The sequence below is a fragment of the Pseudarthrobacter sp. NIBRBAC000502772 genome, assembly GCF_006517235.1.
In the GTDB taxonomy this organism is placed as follows: Bacteria; Actinomycetota; Actinomycetes; order Actinomycetales; family Micrococcaceae; genus Arthrobacter.
The window spans coordinates 3,706,772-3,721,336 of the sequence record NZ_CP041188.1; the positions used below are offsets into that span (position 1 = coordinate 3,706,772).

Annotated in this window: 15 protein-coding genes; 8 read left to right on the top strand and 7 right to left on the bottom strand. The window is 64.8% G+C overall.

Annotated elements, in window-relative coordinates; genetic code table 11:
* Positions 1 to 61 precede the first annotated feature (61 nt).
* From NIBR502772_RS17110 to NIBR502772_RS17125, 4 genes are all read left to right on the top strand, one after another.
* The gene (locus NIBR502772_RS17110; RefSeq protein WP_141141086.1) at positions 62 to 1,660 is read left to right on the top strand and encodes an aminopeptidase P family protein; all 1,599 of its coding nucleotides are present in this window, start codon (positions 62 to 64) and stop codon (positions 1,658 to 1,660) included.
* 204 nt (positions 1,661 to 1,864) lie between these two features.
* The gene (locus NIBR502772_RS17115; RefSeq protein ID WP_168223621.1) at positions 1,865 to 3,229 is read left to right on the top strand and encodes an ABC transporter substrate-binding protein; all 1,365 of its coding nucleotides are present in this window, start codon (positions 1,865 to 1,867) and stop codon (positions 3,227 to 3,229) included.
* Between the two features lie 33 nt (positions 3,230 to 3,262).
* Entirely contained in the window at positions 3,263 to 4,249 is a 987-nt protein-coding gene (locus NIBR502772_RS17120) for a carbohydrate ABC transporter permease (protein ID WP_141141087.1), read from the top strand.
* A gap of 80 nt (positions 4,250 to 4,329) precedes the next feature.
* Positions 4,330 to 5,163 (top strand): carbohydrate ABC transporter permease, encoded by an 834-nt coding sequence (locus NIBR502772_RS17125; protein WP_246848819.1) that lies wholly within the window; start codon positions 4,330 to 4,332, stop codon positions 5,161 to 5,163.
* A 121-nt stretch (positions 5,164 to 5,284) separates the two neighbouring features.
* Here NIBR502772_RS17125 and NIBR502772_RS17130 read toward each other — a convergent pair whose 3' ends face one another.
* Positions 5,285 to 6,253, bottom strand: a complete 969-nt coding sequence (locus tag NIBR502772_RS17130; RefSeq protein WP_141141089.1) for a general stress protein — start codon at positions 6,251 to 6,253, stop codon at positions 5,285 to 5,287.
* 77 nt (positions 6,254 to 6,330) lie between these two features.
* Between NIBR502772_RS17130 and NIBR502772_RS17135 the strand changes: the two genes are divergently transcribed.
* From NIBR502772_RS17135 to NIBR502772_RS17145, 3 genes are read left to right on the top strand one after another with little or no spacing between them, the layout of a single operon-like run.
* A complete protein-coding gene (locus NIBR502772_RS17135; protein WP_141141090.1) occupies positions 6,331 to 7,614 on the top strand; it encodes a magnesium transporter MgtE N-terminal domain-containing protein in 1,284 nt (427 codons plus the stop codon).
* The gene (locus NIBR502772_RS17140) at positions 7,607 to 8,377 is read left to right on the top strand and encodes a DUF1003 domain-containing protein (RefSeq protein ID WP_246848568.1); all 771 of its coding nucleotides are present in this window, start codon (positions 7,607 to 7,609) and stop codon (positions 8,375 to 8,377) included. Before NIBR502772_RS17135 ends, NIBR502772_RS17140 begins: the two co-directional genes overlap by 8 nt.
* Before the next feature lie 11 nt (positions 8,378 to 8,388).
* Positions 8,389 to 9,516: an Mrp/NBP35 family ATP-binding protein gene (locus NIBR502772_RS17145; protein ID WP_141141091.1), complete on the top strand. Its 1,128-nt coding sequence runs from the start codon at positions 8,389 to 8,391 to the stop codon at positions 9,514 to 9,516.
* Between the two features lie 31 nt (positions 9,517 to 9,547).
* Here the strand turns inward: NIBR502772_RS17145 and NIBR502772_RS17150 are convergent, their stop codons facing one another.
* The 3 genes from NIBR502772_RS17150 to sigE all read right to left on the bottom strand — a co-directional run bounded on the left by NIBR502772_RS17150 (position 9,548) and on the right by sigE (position 11,559).
* Complete coding sequence (locus NIBR502772_RS17150) at positions 9,548 to 9,958, bottom strand: Sec-independent protein translocase TatB (protein ID WP_104062139.1); 411 nt, start codon at positions 9,956 to 9,958, stop codon at positions 9,548 to 9,550.
* Between the two features lie 69 nt (positions 9,959 to 10,027).
* On the bottom strand, positions 10,028 to 10,933 hold the full coding sequence (locus NIBR502772_RS17155; RefSeq protein WP_246848569.1) for an anti-sigma factor: 906 nt from the start codon (positions 10,931 to 10,933) through the stop codon (positions 10,028 to 10,030).
* Positions 10,934 to 10,941: 8 nt separating this feature from the next.
* Positions 10,942 to 11,559 (bottom strand): RNA polymerase sigma factor SigE, encoded by a 618-nt coding sequence (gene sigE, locus NIBR502772_RS17160; RefSeq protein ID WP_058931858.1) that lies wholly within the window; start codon positions 11,557 to 11,559, stop codon positions 10,942 to 10,944.
* A gap of 227 nt (positions 11,560 to 11,786) precedes the next feature.
* On the opposite strand from sigE, the gene NIBR502772_RS17165 reads away from it, so the two are divergent.
* The gene (locus NIBR502772_RS17165) at positions 11,787 to 12,419 is read left to right on the top strand and encodes an O-methyltransferase (protein ID WP_056343985.1); all 633 of its coding nucleotides are present in this window, start codon (positions 11,787 to 11,789) and stop codon (positions 12,417 to 12,419) included.
* An 83-nt stretch (positions 12,420 to 12,502) separates the two neighbouring features.
* Here the strand turns inward: NIBR502772_RS17165 and NIBR502772_RS17170 are convergent, their stop codons facing one another.
* The 3 genes from NIBR502772_RS17170 to NIBR502772_RS17180 all read right to left on the bottom strand — a co-directional run bounded on the left by NIBR502772_RS17170 (position 12,503) and on the right by NIBR502772_RS17180 (position 14,548).
* On the bottom strand, positions 12,503 to 12,670 hold the full coding sequence (locus NIBR502772_RS17170) for a DUF3117 domain-containing protein (protein ID WP_009357720.1): 168 nt from the start codon (positions 12,668 to 12,670) through the stop codon (positions 12,503 to 12,505).
* Positions 12,671 to 12,905: 235 nt separating this feature from the next.
* Positions 12,906 to 14,153: a hypothetical protein gene (locus tag NIBR502772_RS17175; protein WP_371706695.1), complete on the bottom strand. Its 1,248-nt coding sequence runs from the start codon at positions 14,151 to 14,153 to the stop codon at positions 12,906 to 12,908.
* Positions 14,150 to 14,548, bottom strand: coding sequence for a DivIVA domain-containing protein (locus NIBR502772_RS17180; protein WP_104062137.1), 399 nt, complete (start codon positions 14,546 to 14,548; stop codon positions 14,150 to 14,152). Before NIBR502772_RS17180 ends, NIBR502772_RS17175 begins: the two co-directional genes overlap by 4 nt.
* Positions 14,549 to 14,565: the final 17 nt, after the last annotated feature.

The following is a 14,565-nucleotide window of genomic DNA, read 5'->3' on the forward strand; positions in this document are numbered from 1 at the left end:
CTAGTTGACCGCGTCCGCGCCGGTATTGGCCCCGGCTCGGTGCTGGTGAGACGATGGTGCCGTGAACGATGCCGAAAACACCCCGACCTCTGTCTCCCAGCCCCTCGACGAGCGCGTCAACAACCGCTCTCAGCGGCCCAGTTCCGCTGCTTTCAAGGCCTTTATGGCCAGTAACTGGGCGCCGTCCGGGCAGCACCTGCCGGCGCTCGACGCCGTGGCCAACTACGCCGCGGCCCGGCGCCAGGCCATCTCAGAGAAGTTCAAAGGCGAACGCCTGGTCATCCCCGCCGGTCCGCTGAAGGTCCGCTCCAACGACTGCGACTACCGGTTCCGTCCGCATTCCGGCTTCGCGCATCTCACCGGGCTGGGCCTGGATCATGAGCCGGATGCCGTGCTCATTCTGGAACCGGCCGGTGAAGGAAAGGGCGATGGCGGCAGTCACCACCGTGCGACGCTGTACTTCCGTCCGCTGGCCGGCCGGGATACAGAACAGTTCTACGCTGACTCCCGTTCCGGCGAGTTCTGGATCGGTGCACGGCCCACCCTGGCCGAGTTCGAAGCGCGCCTGGGCCTGGCCACCGCCCACATCGATGGACTTGAATCCGCGATCACCAAGAATGTGGGTGCCCCGGAGATCGGCGGCATCTCCATCCGGCTGGTTCGCAAGGTGGACGAGAACATCGACGCCCTGGTGGATACTGCCCGGTACAACACTGCCAAGGACCCGGACAACCTGGACCTGGCTGTCCTGGATGCACTGGATGAAAAGCTTTCCGAAGCGCTGTCTGAACTCCGCCTCCTGAAGGATGAGTGGGAAATCGAACAGATGATGACTGCAGTAGCTGCGACTGTCGAGGGCTTCGTGGAGGTAGTCAAGGCCCTGCCCCGCGCCCTGACCCATGCACGCGGCGAGCGCGTGGTGGAAGGCGCGTTCTTTGCCCGTGCCCGCGAGGTAGGCAATGAACTGGGCTACGACACCATCGCCGCCGCCGGCAACAACGCCACAGTCCTGCACTGGACGCGGAACACCGGCAGGATCAACGCCGGCGAACTGCTGCTGCTGGACGCCGGCGTTGAAGCGGACTCGCTCTACACCGCCGACGTCACCCGGACCCTGCCTGTCAACGGCACGTTCACCGCAGTCCAGCGCAAGGTCTACGAGGCAGTCCTGGACGCTGCCGACGCCGGATTCGCCGCTGCCCAGCCAGGTGCCAAGTTCCGGGACATCCACACCGCGGCCACCAATGTGTTGGCGGAACGTCTAGCCGAGTGGGGGCTGCTCCCGGTAAGTGTCGAGGAGGCCGTCAGCACGGAAGGCCAGCAGCACCGCCGCTGGATGCCGCACGGCACCAGTCACCACCTTGGCCTGGATGTCCACGACTGCGCCCAGGCAAAGCGCGAACTGTACCTCGACGGCATCCTGACGGAGGGCATGGTCTTCACCATCGAACCCGGCCTGTACTTCAAGAACGAGGACCTGGCCATCCCGGCGGAGTACCGCGGCATCGGGGTGCGGATCGAGGACGACATCCTCATGACGGCCGATGGTCCGGTGAACCTCAGCGCCGCGCTGCCGCGCAAGGCTGACGACGTCGAGTCCTGGATGGCAGGCATCTACCAGGAGCTGGACGGCGGCTTGGCAAGCGGAGACTTCCGCTAGGAGTCTTTGCGTCCAGCGCATCCCGGCAGCGATGCGCTGGACGACCATACCCCTTGGTGAAACTCTCATAACAGTTTTTGGCAATCGCTTGCCAAAAGTTGGCGTTGATGAATACGCTAGCCGCAGAGAATGAAAATCGTAGACTGAGTTTTAGTCTCGGGTCTCTGCCGCAATGTATGTCTTCAAAGGAGAAGTCTCATGGGTATGTCCAAACCGCGTCGCCTCGGCACTATTGCCGCAGCGGCCATTTCCGTCCTGATGCTTGCCGCATGCGGCGGATCGGGCGGCACAGGCGGTACCACCCCCGGCGCCTCGGGCGGCAAGGTGGACGGCACCGGAAAAAAACTCAGCGTCCTGATGAACGTCACCGCGCAGTACCCCCAGGAACAGCAGGCCTGGTTCAAGGAAATGAGCGCCAAGTTCAAGGCGGAAACCGGAGCCGAGATCCAGTGGGAGACGTTCGCCAGCGCCAATGACGAGATGACCCGGATCCAGACGTCCGTCGTCTCGGGCCAAGGACCTGACGTTTACGGACTCGGCACCACATTCACCCCCACGGCTTACTCCACCGGGGCGTTTGTGAAACTCGGTGACAACGAATGGAACCAGCTCGGCGGCAAGGACAAGTTCGTTCCCGCGGCGCTCGGCATTTCCGGGCCGGACGAGGGCAACCAAATCGGCATTCCGTTCGTGAGCCGGCCGTTCGTGATGGCCTACAACACTGAACTGCTGGCAGCTGCAGGCATCGACAAGCCCGCCACCACCTGGGATGAATTCACCGAGCAGGCAAAGAAGCTCACCAAGGGTGACCAGTACGGTGTTGCCGTGGCCTACAAGGACAACTTCGACCCCTGGAAGTACATCTGGGGCATGTCCATCCAGGCCGGCAACCCCATCATCGACGGCAGCAAGGTCCGTCTCGATGACCCCATCACCAAGAAGGCCTACGAGACCTACTTCGGCTGGGTGACCAAGGACAAGGTGGTTGACCCCTCCGCTGTTGGGTGGGCCAATCCGCAGGCCCTGGCCGCCTTCGCAGCCGGCAAGGCAGCGTACTTCCCCATGACGTCGCCGCTGTCCATCCCCGCACTGGACGCCTCGGCCGTCAAGGGCAAGTACAAGTACGCCCTGATGCCGACTGTTCCCCCGGGCGAGACCTCCAACCCTTCGGGCGGTAAGCCTGCCGCCAGCATCCTCTCCGGTGACAACCTCGTGGTCGCCGACTACTCGAAGCAGAAGGACCTCGCCTTCGCGTTCATCAAGATGATCACCGACAAGGAAGTCCAGCTCAACTACTTCAAGGTATTCGGCCAACTGCCCGCCAACCAGGAAGCCGCGAAGGAGCTCGCAACCAACGAAGTGATTGCACCTGCCCTCGAATCGGGTGCCAAGTCCGTGGCAACGCCCTTCAGCGGTGCCTGGGGCGATGTCCAGCTGTCGCTGACCAACGTGGTTGTCCAGTCCATTCCGGATCTTTCCTCCGGCGCAGTCAGCGAATCCAACCTGTCCCAGCGGCTCAAGGACGAACAGGCGAAATCGCAGACTGCACTGGACCGGGCCAAGAAGTAGGACCGACCCACCAACTGCGGAAGGTTACGAAAAATGGCTAGCAGCGTTACCGAGCCCCGGCCGTCGGACAGCAGTCCCGCGGCCGGGGCGGCCGCCGGACCCGGCGAAACCACACCCCTTGGGAAGCGCCGCAAGGGGCTGAGCGAGAAGAACCGGCCCCTGTGGCTCCTGATTCCCGGCGGGCTGCTGATGACGATCGTCATCCTCGTCCCCCTGGCCATGGGCATCTGGATGTCGCTGATCGATCTGGACCAGTACACCCTTCGCCAATGGGTCAGTGCCGAATTCATCGGCATCCAGAATTACATTGAAGCGGCGCTCAGCAGTGAGTTGCTCCGCTCGATCTGGCTGTCTGTTTCCTTCGCGGTGATCTCCACGGTGGTGACCATTCCGCTTGGCGTGGCCGCCGCCGTCGTAACCCAGAACGCCTACCGTGGCCGTGCCGTCGTGCGTTCCATCTTCCTGATCCCCTATGTCCTGCCGTCGTTTGTGGTGGCCAGCGTGTGGCGGACCATGCTGCAGCCGGACGGCATCGTGAACGTGACGCTGACCAACATGGGAATGGACGGGGGGCTGTGGCTTAACGGCCCAAACGCGTACTGGACGCTGGTGTGGGTGGAGATATGGGCGGCCTGGCCGTTCATCTACCTGCTGGCGCTGTCCGGCCTGCAGGCGGTGGACCACGAGGTCCACGAGGCGTCTGCCCTTGATGGGGCACTGTGGTGGAATAAGCTGCGCTACGTGATCTTCCCTTACCTGAAGGGACCGGTTTCGCTCGCCTTCCTGCTTGCCACCCTGAACCACATCAACAACTTCACCCTCCCCTATGTCCTGTTTGGTGCGCCGGCGCCGTCGGATGTGAATGTGCTGCCGATCCTGGTGTACGTCACCAGCTTCCAGAGCTTCCGGTTCGGCCTCAGCGCCGCCATGGCGGTCGTTTCGCTGATCCTGATCGCCATTCCGCTCTTCATCTACCTGCGCGCAGTCCGGCTTGATGTGCACGAAGGAGGAAAGAAATGACCATCGACACGGCGAACGCGATCGAGCAGCAGAAGAAGCAGCCCATCCGGCGTGACGCAGCCCTGGAGGTCACACGCCTCATGCCGAGGCCGCTGCTGGCCATCCTCACGGTCCTGCTCTGCGCCCTGGTCCTCGTTCCCATCGTGTACATCTTCCTGGCCTCGCTGAACACGGATGTGGGAGTCGCCAGCGGCGAGTTCTGGCCGAGCAGCTTCTCCTTGGACAGCTACACCAAAATCTGGGATTCCGTGGGTCTGGCGAAAGCCATCGGCAACAGCCTGATCGTTTCCGGGGCCACGGCCATTGTCTCCGCGATCATGGCCATTGGCACGGCGTACGTGCTGGTGCGGTTTGAGTTCGTCGGGCGCCTGACGGTGCTGCGCGGGCTGCTGGGTCTCCAGTCCGTCCCGGGCACCCTGATGCTCCTGCCGGTCTTTGTGCTCTTCTCCTCGGCCGGAACTTACTTGGGTGTGACCGTTATCGGCACGCTCTGGGGCCTGTTTATCGCCTACCTGACGTTCGCCCTGCCGTTCTCAACCTGGGTGATGGTCACGTACCTCCGCGGCCTGCCGCGGGAATTGGAGGAAGCGGCGCGCATCGATGGCGCTTCCAACCTCGGGATCCTGTTCCGGATCATCATCCCGCTCAGCTGGCCCGGGATCATCGTTTCGGCGATTTTTGCCTTCCTGCTGGGCTGGAATGACGTGCTTTTCGCGTCGGTGTTCACACGGCCGGACACGCACACTGCCGCAGTTGCGCTGCAGGTCTTCGCGTCCGCGGTTGAGGGTGGCGCAATCCCCGTGTACTCCCAGCTGATGGCTGCCTCACTGGTCTGTGCCGTCCCTGTGGTGGTCCTGTACTTCATGTTCCAGAAGTACCTCGTGGGCGGCCTGACCGCCGGCGGCGTCAAGTAAGGCCGCTTCGAACAACAAACAACTCCGCCCGGTACAGCCGTTGCTGTTCCGGGCGGAGTTGTTTGTTTATTGCGGCCTTGTTCCTCGGGCCGTGGGTCAATCTGGCCTCCGGCGACGCCGCTTAGGGTGTGGATTCGCCGGAGTCCTTGGAGGAGCCAGGCTGGGAGTGCGCCCGGGACCCATCCGCCGCGGGCTGCTCTGACCCGGTCTGTCCCTGTTCCGTGCCACGCTGGCCTGTGGTGGCCTGGTCTGAGACACGGACGCCGTACTGCGGCCGGCCGTCAGGGAGGTCCGGGTAGCGGACGGCGGCAGCGGGAGCCTTCGCCGGCTGGGCCGCTGCCTCCGGCTGCGTGACCTGGTCCGGGCCGGTGGCCTGGCCCACGCCTTCGGCTGTCCCTTGGCCCGACGTTCCGGCACCCTGCTGTCCGTAGGGGTCATTCCAACTGGCAGGGCGTGCGGGTGCCGGACCAGGCTGATTTCCCGGCTGGCCCGGCTCGCCGCGGTGCTGACCCTGGTGGCCCGTTTGGCCGTACTGCTGGTTCTGGTAGCCCTGGGGATTGTATGGGCCGGCTGCTGCGTCCGAGCGGGTCATGGGCAGTTGCTGGAGCAGCCGGCGCGCATCATGGGCAGCTTCCACCGAGACCACAACGTCGTAGCTGGTGGCCACCACCTGGCTTGTTGAGGTGAAATCCCGCTTTCCGCGCTGCATGGCATACGTGACGATGCCGAACAGCATAAAGAAGGCAGCCCCCATCAGCACAGACGCCAGGATGGAGAAGTAGCCGGGCGATGGTGCGAAGAAGGAAAGCATGACGCCAACGAAGAGTCCGAACCACATACCGCTGAGCGCCCCGGAGAGAGCCACCCGGGGGTAGCTGAGGCGGCCGGTCACCCGCTCAACCATCTTGAGTTCGTTGCCCACGATGGAAACCATCTGGACCGGGAACTGCTGGTCGGCGAGGTAGTCCACCGCCTTCTGGGCATCCAAGTAAGAGGTGTACGAGCCTACGGTGTCACCGGTGGGCACCGTGCGGGCGTCGTCGGGCCCACTGGGGCCACCGGCCTTGGGAGCACCAAAAATGTTTGACATACATCCATTCTTGCCCATCAGCATGTATGCCGCCTGTAAATTCAGCTAAAAGAGAGCAGACTCGGTAGCCTGTAGACGTGAGTACAAATCTTTCGCGCGTCTTCGTGGCCCGCCTGCTGGGTCTTGACGTCTTCGACCCCTTGGGCGACCGCCTGGGCAGGTTGCGCGATGTGGTGGTGCTCTCGCGTGGCAGCCGCGGCGCCCCGCACGTGGTGGGCATCGTCGTCGAAGTTCCCGGCAAAAAACGCGTCTTTGTGCCGATGACACGCATTACCTCCATCGACCAGACACAGATCATCTGCACGGGACTGGTCAACCTCCGGCGCTTTGAGCAGCGCGGCGCGGAGACGCTGGTGGTCGCGGAAATGTTCGACCGCCGCGTGACGCTCCGTGACGGCAGCGGCGACGCCACCATTGAGGACATCGCCATGGACCAGCACCGGTCCCGCGACTGGTTCGTGAGCAAGCTGTTCGTCCGCCGGGGCCACTCCCTGTCCCCGCTCAGCCGGCTGCGCCGGAACGAGACCATGATCATCGACTGGGCCGACGCCCTCCAAGGTGCCCGCACCGAACCCCAGGCCGCCACCCAGTTCGTGGCCAACCACGAGGACCTCAAACCCGCTGACTTCGCCGAGGCGCTGCAGGAAATGAGCGACAAACGCCGCTTCGAAGTGGCCAGCGAACTCCAGGATGAACGCCTGGCCGACGTGCTGCAGGAAATGCCCGAAGACGACCAGGTGGAGATCCTCTCCGCCCTCGACGTCGAACGTGCGGCGGACGTCCTGGAGGAAATGGACCCCGACGACGCCGCCGACCTCCTCGCCGAGCTTCCTTCTGCACAGGCGGAGGAGCTTCTCCGCCTCATGGAACCCGAAGGCGCCGAGGACGTCAGGCGGCTCCTCGAATACGACGAGGACACGGCCGGTGGCCTGATGACGCCTGTTCCGGTGATCCTCCCCCCGGAGGCAACTGTCGCCGAGGCACTGGCCCACGTCCGCCGTGAGGAACTCTCCCCCGCCCTCGCCTCGTCCATCTTCATCGCCCGGCCCCCATTGGAAACCCCCACTGGACGGTTCCTGGGCGTTGTGCACATCCAGCAACTGCTCCGCTATCCGCCGCCGGAACCCCTGGGCAACCTCGTGGACAAGACCCTTGAGCCGGTCTCGGACCAGGCCCACATCAGCGAGGTGGCGCGCACGCTCGCCACCTACAACCTGAACTGTCTTCCCGTGGTCAATGACGCAGGCCGGCTCGTGGGGGCGGTGACTGTTGATGACGTTTTGGATCATCTGTTGCCGGATGACTGGCGCGCCTATGACGGCGAAGCCCCGGTAAAAAAACTGGGAGGCCGCATTGGCTGACACCGGCGCCCCCAAGAATCCCAACAAGAAGGCAGCGGCCAAGGGCGGACTCGACACACCCCTGAGTGGCCGCCAGCGCATCCTGCCGAAGTTCTCACCCGACCCGGATGCATTCGGCCATGCGACGGAAGGCTTCGCCCGGTTTATGGGCACGCCGCAGTTCCTCGTCTACATGACGGTCTTCGTCGTCATCTGGCTGGTCTGGAACACGTGGGCACCGGCGGAGTGGCAGTTCGATTCACGCCTCCTGGGCTACACCCTCCTGACACTCATGCTTTCCCTGCAGGCCTCCTACGCGGCCCCGCTGCTGCTGCTGGCCCAGAACCGGCAGGACGACCGGGACAGGGTCTCCCTCCAGCAGGACCGCCAACAGGCGGCACGCAACCTGGCCGACACCGAGTACCTCACCCGGGAACTGGCGTCGCTGAGGATCGCGCTGCGCGAAGTGGCCACCCGCGACTACGTCCGGGCCGAACTGCGGACACTCCTCGAGGACATGCTGGAAGCGCAGGAGGAACTGCGGACCCACGATCCCGCCGGATCCGGCAGCCACGAGTCCCCGCGTGAGAAGGTCAAGGAAAAGCTGAAGGAAAAGCGCGACAAACAGCGGAACCCCCGCACGCAGCAGATTCCCAAGGTCAAACCCAGCCATGTCGCCAACGACACTGTCGCCAAGGACGCCGTCACCAAAGACGCCGTCGCTACCGACCCCGCAATCCAGGACCCGGCCGTCCCCAAGCACATCCCCACCACCGAAAGCTGAGCCCCGCCCGCATGAGCGCCTCCCTGGAGCAGGCAGTCCACGCTGCGCTGGCCACCGTGATCGATCCTGAGCTCCGCCGTCCCATCACGGAACTGGGCATGGTGGAGTCCGTGGATGTGGCTGCGGACGGCCGGGTCAGGCTGGCTGTCCTGCTGACCATCGCGGGCTGCCCCCTGCGCGGGACCATTACCGCAGACTCCGAGAAGGCGCTGTCCGCAGTCCCGGGCGTGACCGCCGTCGAGGTTGAACTGAAAGTGATGAACCAGGCCCAGCGGGACGCCCTGAAGGAACAGCTCCGCGGCGCCTCCGGGCAGCGCGGGATTCCGTTCAACGAGCCGGGGTCCCTGACCAAGGTGTTCGCGGTGGCAAGCGGCAAGGGTGGTGTGGGCAAGTCATCGCTGACCGTCAACCTTGCCTGCGCCCTGGCCGCCCAGGGCCTCCGTGTGGGCATTGTGGACGCCGACGTCCATGGCTTCTCGGTTCCGGCCCTGATGGGCATCACGCAGGCGCCCACCCGGGTGGACGACATGATCCTGCCCCCGGTGGCCTACGGCGTAAAAGTGATTTCCATCGGTATGTTCGTCGCCGGAAACCAGCCGGTTGCCTGGCGCGGGCCGATGCTCCACCGGGCCCTGGAACAGTTCCTGACGGACGTCTACTTCGGCGACCTCGACGCCCTGTTCCTCGACCTGCCGCCCGGCACCGGCGACATCGCGATTTCGGTGGCCCAGTTGCTGCCGAAGGCTGAGATCCTGGTGGTCACCACACCCCAGGCCGCAGCTGCCGACGTCGCCGAGCGCGCCGGTGCCATTGCCACCCAGACAGGTCAGACGGTGGCCGGCGTCATCGAGAACATGTCATACCTGGAAATGCCCGACGGCGGGAGGATGGAGCTGTTCGGAAGCGGCGGTGGGGCGGTCCTCGCCGAACGGCTGACAACGACGGTGGGCACCGATGTGCCGCTCCTGGGACAGATTCCGCTGGACATCCTGCTGCGGGAAGGCGGCGACGCCGGCACGCCCATCGTGCTTGGCCGGCCAGACACTCCGGCGGCCATTGCTTTGACCGGCATCGCCGGAAAACTTGCTGCCAGGCCCAGGGGCCTGGCAGGGATGAAACTGGGCCTGCAGCCGCGTTAACGCAACGTCGCCCATCAGAGGCAGCGGGGGCCTAGGTGGCTTCGGTATCGAACGGCGCGGGTTCGCCCGGAGGCAGCGACTGGACTACACGATCGGGACGGGAGGGACCCGTCCCGCCCGCGGCAACCGCCCCTGCACCGGCGACGGCAGCCACCGCTGCCGGCGCTCCGGCACTGACGGACTTGGTGTCGTCGTCCAGGAGGGCTTCCTTGATGATGCGCCGCGGATCGTACTGGCGGGGATCGTATTTCTTCCAGTCGACATCGTCGATGTCGATGCCGACTTCTTCCTTGATCTGCTCCCGGGCACCGGAGGCCATCCGGCGGACTTCCTTCACGAGATTCGCAAGTTTCTGGGTGTATTCGGGCAGCCGCTGGGGACCGATCACCAGGATGCCGATGATCAGCAGGAGGAAGAACTCCGGGCCGTTGATTCCAAACACTTTAGGAAGATTACCCTCTCCGGAGCCCCACTGACGATTCCTGCCCGCCAGCGTCGCACAGTGCCTGCATCACGGAGCCAGCATCTCCCCGAGTTTGCGGATTCCCCGCTCCAACCGGGCGGTGGGAGAGTCGTCCGCTGCGGTCGCCGGGGAGGAGGCAGGCGCGGTGCTGACACCCGCGTTAATTCCTTCTATGGCGAGGACGCTGAGCCGCTGCAGCACTGGAACGGCGTCATCAGCCTGCTCCGCCGGGAGGTCGGACTCAACAGTGAAAGTTCCTGCAGTGGTCTCCACGGTGGCCGTCCAGGGCGCCAAGCTGCTGACCAGCAGCTTCCCCTCGTTCTCACCGAAGTTCTGTTCGGAGTTCTGTTCGGAGTTCTGCCCGGCGTCCTGACCCGACTCCTGCTGGGCGTCCACGGGATGGTGTTCCACGATGGTGGCATAGTGTTGCCCATCAGTCAGGTGCATTTCCACCGCCGGCCGCCCATTCAGCGTTATGGCATTGGCGCTCCGGACATGGAAGCCGAGTGATGCCAGGTCCGGACAGACCCAGCCTTCAGAGCGTAGGGCCAACAACTGCGGAGCACTGATCTCCCTGCCGTCGGCCGGTAGCTGGGCCGTATGCTGCACCAGGCTCCCGCTGATGGCCGATTGGGCGACGGGCAGGCTGTCCCCCGCCAGCGCAAACGCGCTGACGGCAAGAATTCCAGCGGCTGCTGCTGTCCCGCCGGCGGCAAGTGCCACGGCCCGCGCGGCCCGGTACGGGCTCGGGGCTGGCTCGGCCGCGGCCGCGAGCAGCTGCGTCCTGGCCAGCAGCCGGGCCGTCAGGTCCTCGCTGGCAGGCGGCACGGCCGCGTCACGGAGCCGCTCGATGTACTGGCGTTCACGCTTCAGCGCCGCTGCACATTCTGCGCAGGTCTGCACGTGGTCGGCGCCGCGGTGATGCCGGCGGCCGAAGGGGTTCTGGGGCGTCATGGTGCCGATCAGAGGATGCTGGCGATGCGCGGCAGCGAAAGCTTCGGCGTGCGTCCTTGCTGTGGCCTGGGATCGCGGTGGGCCAGCTTTTCGCGCAGCATGGTCCGGCCCCGGTGGATACGGGAACGGACGGTACCCAGTTTGACGCCGAGGGCAGCGGCCACTTCGTCGTAGGACAGGCCTTCCAGGTCGCAAAGCACGACGGCGGCGCGGAAGTCCGGGGGCAGCTCCTCCAAGGCAGCCTGCACATCGAGGTCCAGGTTGTTGTGTTCGAAGCTCTGTTCCGGTCCGGGTTCACGCCCGGGGATCCGGGACTCGGCGTCATCGGCCAGCGCGTCAAACCGGATGCGGGTTTTCCGGCGCGCCTGGTCCAGGAACAGGTTGGTGGTAATGCGGTGCAGCCAGCCATCCAGTGTCCCTGGCTTGAAATTCTCCAGTGACCGGAAGACGCGGACGAACACTTCCTGGGTGAGGTCCTCGGCGTCGAACTTGTTCCCCGTCAGGCGGTACGCCAGCCGGTAGACCTTGGCGGAGTGGTTGGCCACCACTTCCTCCCAAGTGGGCCTGACCCATACAGCGGCGGAATCTTGCGTCGCAGGGACAGGCGCCATACCTGATGCTGACATCGTCCACTCCCATCGTGGATTGCTATCGCCCGGATACTGTTGACATCTTTTGTTCGGCGCCGATCACCTCACGGATGACCGGATATCCATCATTTCAAAGTTGGCTGGGAATTTCCTGACCGGGGCGGTTCTTCAGCCAGAGGCACAACGATTCCCTTCCGCGGCTGGCACCCCCGCACACAGTAGGCTGTACTAAACACTCCCCTGCCGCCCAGAAAGCGAATCACATGAGCGCCGACAAATCCACGAGCTGGTCCTATGCAGAAGATCTGCCCGCAGAGGATGAGGTTATGCTTCGTGCCAGGGAGCGCTCCTTCGAACTGGGCGTGACGCCCATCGGCGCAGGTGTTGGTGCGGTCCTGACGGTGTTGGCTGCGGGCTCGAAGGCCCAGACCGCCGTCGAAATCGGCACAGGCGCGGGTGTCTCGGGGGTATGCATCCTGCGGGGGCTCGGACCGCAGGCCGTGCTGACCACCATCGACGTGGACGTCGAACATCTGAAGGCGGCACGTGAAGCCTTTTCCGAGGCCGGCAGTCCGGCCAACCGCACGCGCACCATTTCCGGCCGCGCCGGTGATGTCCTGCCGCGCCTGACCGACTCCGCATATGACCTGGTGTTTGTTGATGCCGACAAGCCCGGCCTGCCCGGCTACGTGGAACAGGCCGTCCGGCTCCTGAAGGCCGGCGGGCTGCTCATCATCAACGACGCACTGGACAAGGACCGCGTGGCCAACCCGGCTGTCCGGGAGTCCAACACGGTGGTTCTCCGCCAGGTGGGCAAGGCAATCCGCGACGACGACCGCCTGGCGTCCGCGATGCTTCCCACGGGCGACGGCCTGCTGGTCGCGGTTAAGAAGTAGATCCACAGCAAATAAGCCAAGGTCCGCAGCGGGTTGGCTGCGGACCTTGGCCCTGCGGGATTATTCGGCAACGCCGAACAGGATTATTCAGTCACGCCGACGAGGCATTCCTTAAGGTTGGCCGCCTCCGCAGCGTTCAGTTCCACCACAAGCCGTCCGCCGCCTTCGAGCGGTACGCGCATGATCAGGCTACGGCCCTCTTTGGTGACTTCCATAGGGCCGTCGCCGGTGCGTGGTTTCATAGCCGCCATGAGGAATTTCCCCTCCATTTAGTCCCAGGACATATCAGCCCGGATGGGCTGTGTCCGCATGGTCAAATCAAGCCGCTATGGCGGCCCGTACTGATGCCGCCATGGCTGAACATTTCTGAATGCTTTTTGTCCCTGCTTACTTACTATTATCCCGTAATGACCCGCACGTAGCTAATCGATGGACATTTACGGCCGCGTCGGATTCCCCAATCCGCCGGCCAGGCGCCGCCCGCGATCACGGCGGATAATCGCCGCCGCCCGGAAGCTGCGCCCATGCCCACAGCCAGACGATCCACACGATCTGGAGCAGGACAAACATTGTCAGGACCGTGCCGCGGTATGCCTTCGACCGGGACAAGAGCGCGGCAGCCAGGGCCAACGGGAACAGCGGGAGCAGCATCCGGAAAGTACTGGTCTGGGGGTGGAGGAACACCAGGAGGTAGCCCATGTAGCAGGCGCACCACAGGCGCAGTTCCACACCAAGCCGGACCACCGGCGGGGAGAGCAGCAGGAGGGCAAAGAGGCCCGCAAAGACGAATGGCGCCACGATCCCCAGGACGGGGCCAAAGAGGTCGACGCCGGCGTCGAACCAGGGCTTGAAGGGCACCAGGTCATGGCCGCGCCACACTGTTTCGGTTTTGGTATACGCCTCAAAATCTCCGGTGGCGGCCCAGGCCGCTGCCGGCCACAGCAGTGCCGAGGCACCGCACACCACGGTTAGGCCCGCCAGGGACGCCAGCTCCCCGAGGCTGTGGGTGCCCGGCCGCTCCCCGCGCCCCCGTTCGACCAGTCGCCAGAGGAAGAGAAGCCCCACCATGGCGGCAAAGGGAACACCCACGGGTCGGGAGAGGCACAGCAGCAGGACCACCGGCATGGCAACGAAATAACGGCGCCTGATGACGAGCAGCAGGGCGGTGGCCAGCAGGAAAACGGTAAGGGGCTCCGCGTACGGGACCTGGAGAATGGCGGACACCGGAAAGGTCGCGAAGAATGCCACGCCCCAAAGCGCCGCAGTGTGCGAAGCCTTGTGCCTGAACAGGCAGTACAAAACCAGCGCCGCACCCAACCCCGCCAGCATGGCGACGACCGTCAGCGCCGCGGCAGGGCTGATTCCGGACAGGCCTGCGAGCGCACGGCCCAGGGCCGGGAAGAGCGGATAGAAGGCCCACGCATTTTCCTGCACGTTGCCGGCGGCATCCGTTGGAAGCGGTGAGGGATAACCGTCGGTGATGATCCGGCCGTACCATCGCGCATCCCAGATATTGATGAAGTTCCAGTAGTCAGGGCCGGCCGGAAACCACGGGTTGGGCCCTTGGTGCAGGGCTGCTGCCATAAAGATGCAGGCGCTGACCAGCCGGGCAGTGGCGTAGAGGGCGGCAACCTGCAGCCACCAGGGCCAGCGTTGGACCGCCCACTTGGCGCGGGCGCCGAATGCGGTGATCAACGCCGTCGGGCCCGTCCGGTCCCCCGTGTCAGTGCTCAAGCGCCGGCCTCCGGGCGTGCCGCCCGTTCCGATTCCAGCAGCCGCGCCCGGAGCCTGCCCATTTCTTCGTCTTTGGCCGCGATCTGGTCCCGCAGTTCGTCGAGGACCTGGTCCACCTGATCCATCCGGTATCCACGCAGGCCGAGGGAGAAGCGGACCCGGTCGACGTCGGCAGGTGCAGCGTCCGCGGGCAGCAGCACCGGCGGAAGGTTGGCGGGTGGCTGCCCGAACCCCGGGTAGAGAATCGGATTCTCCGGGACCTCGGAGCCCGCGGCCGGTTCACTGCCCCGGCGGAGGCTGCGCAGAATGCCGCGGCGGCCACCGGCGCCTGCCCACAGGGTGGCGGCGATCAGCACGATGGCGAGGTAGACCAGGAAAAAACTCACAGCACCCATCGTGCCAGATACGGGCC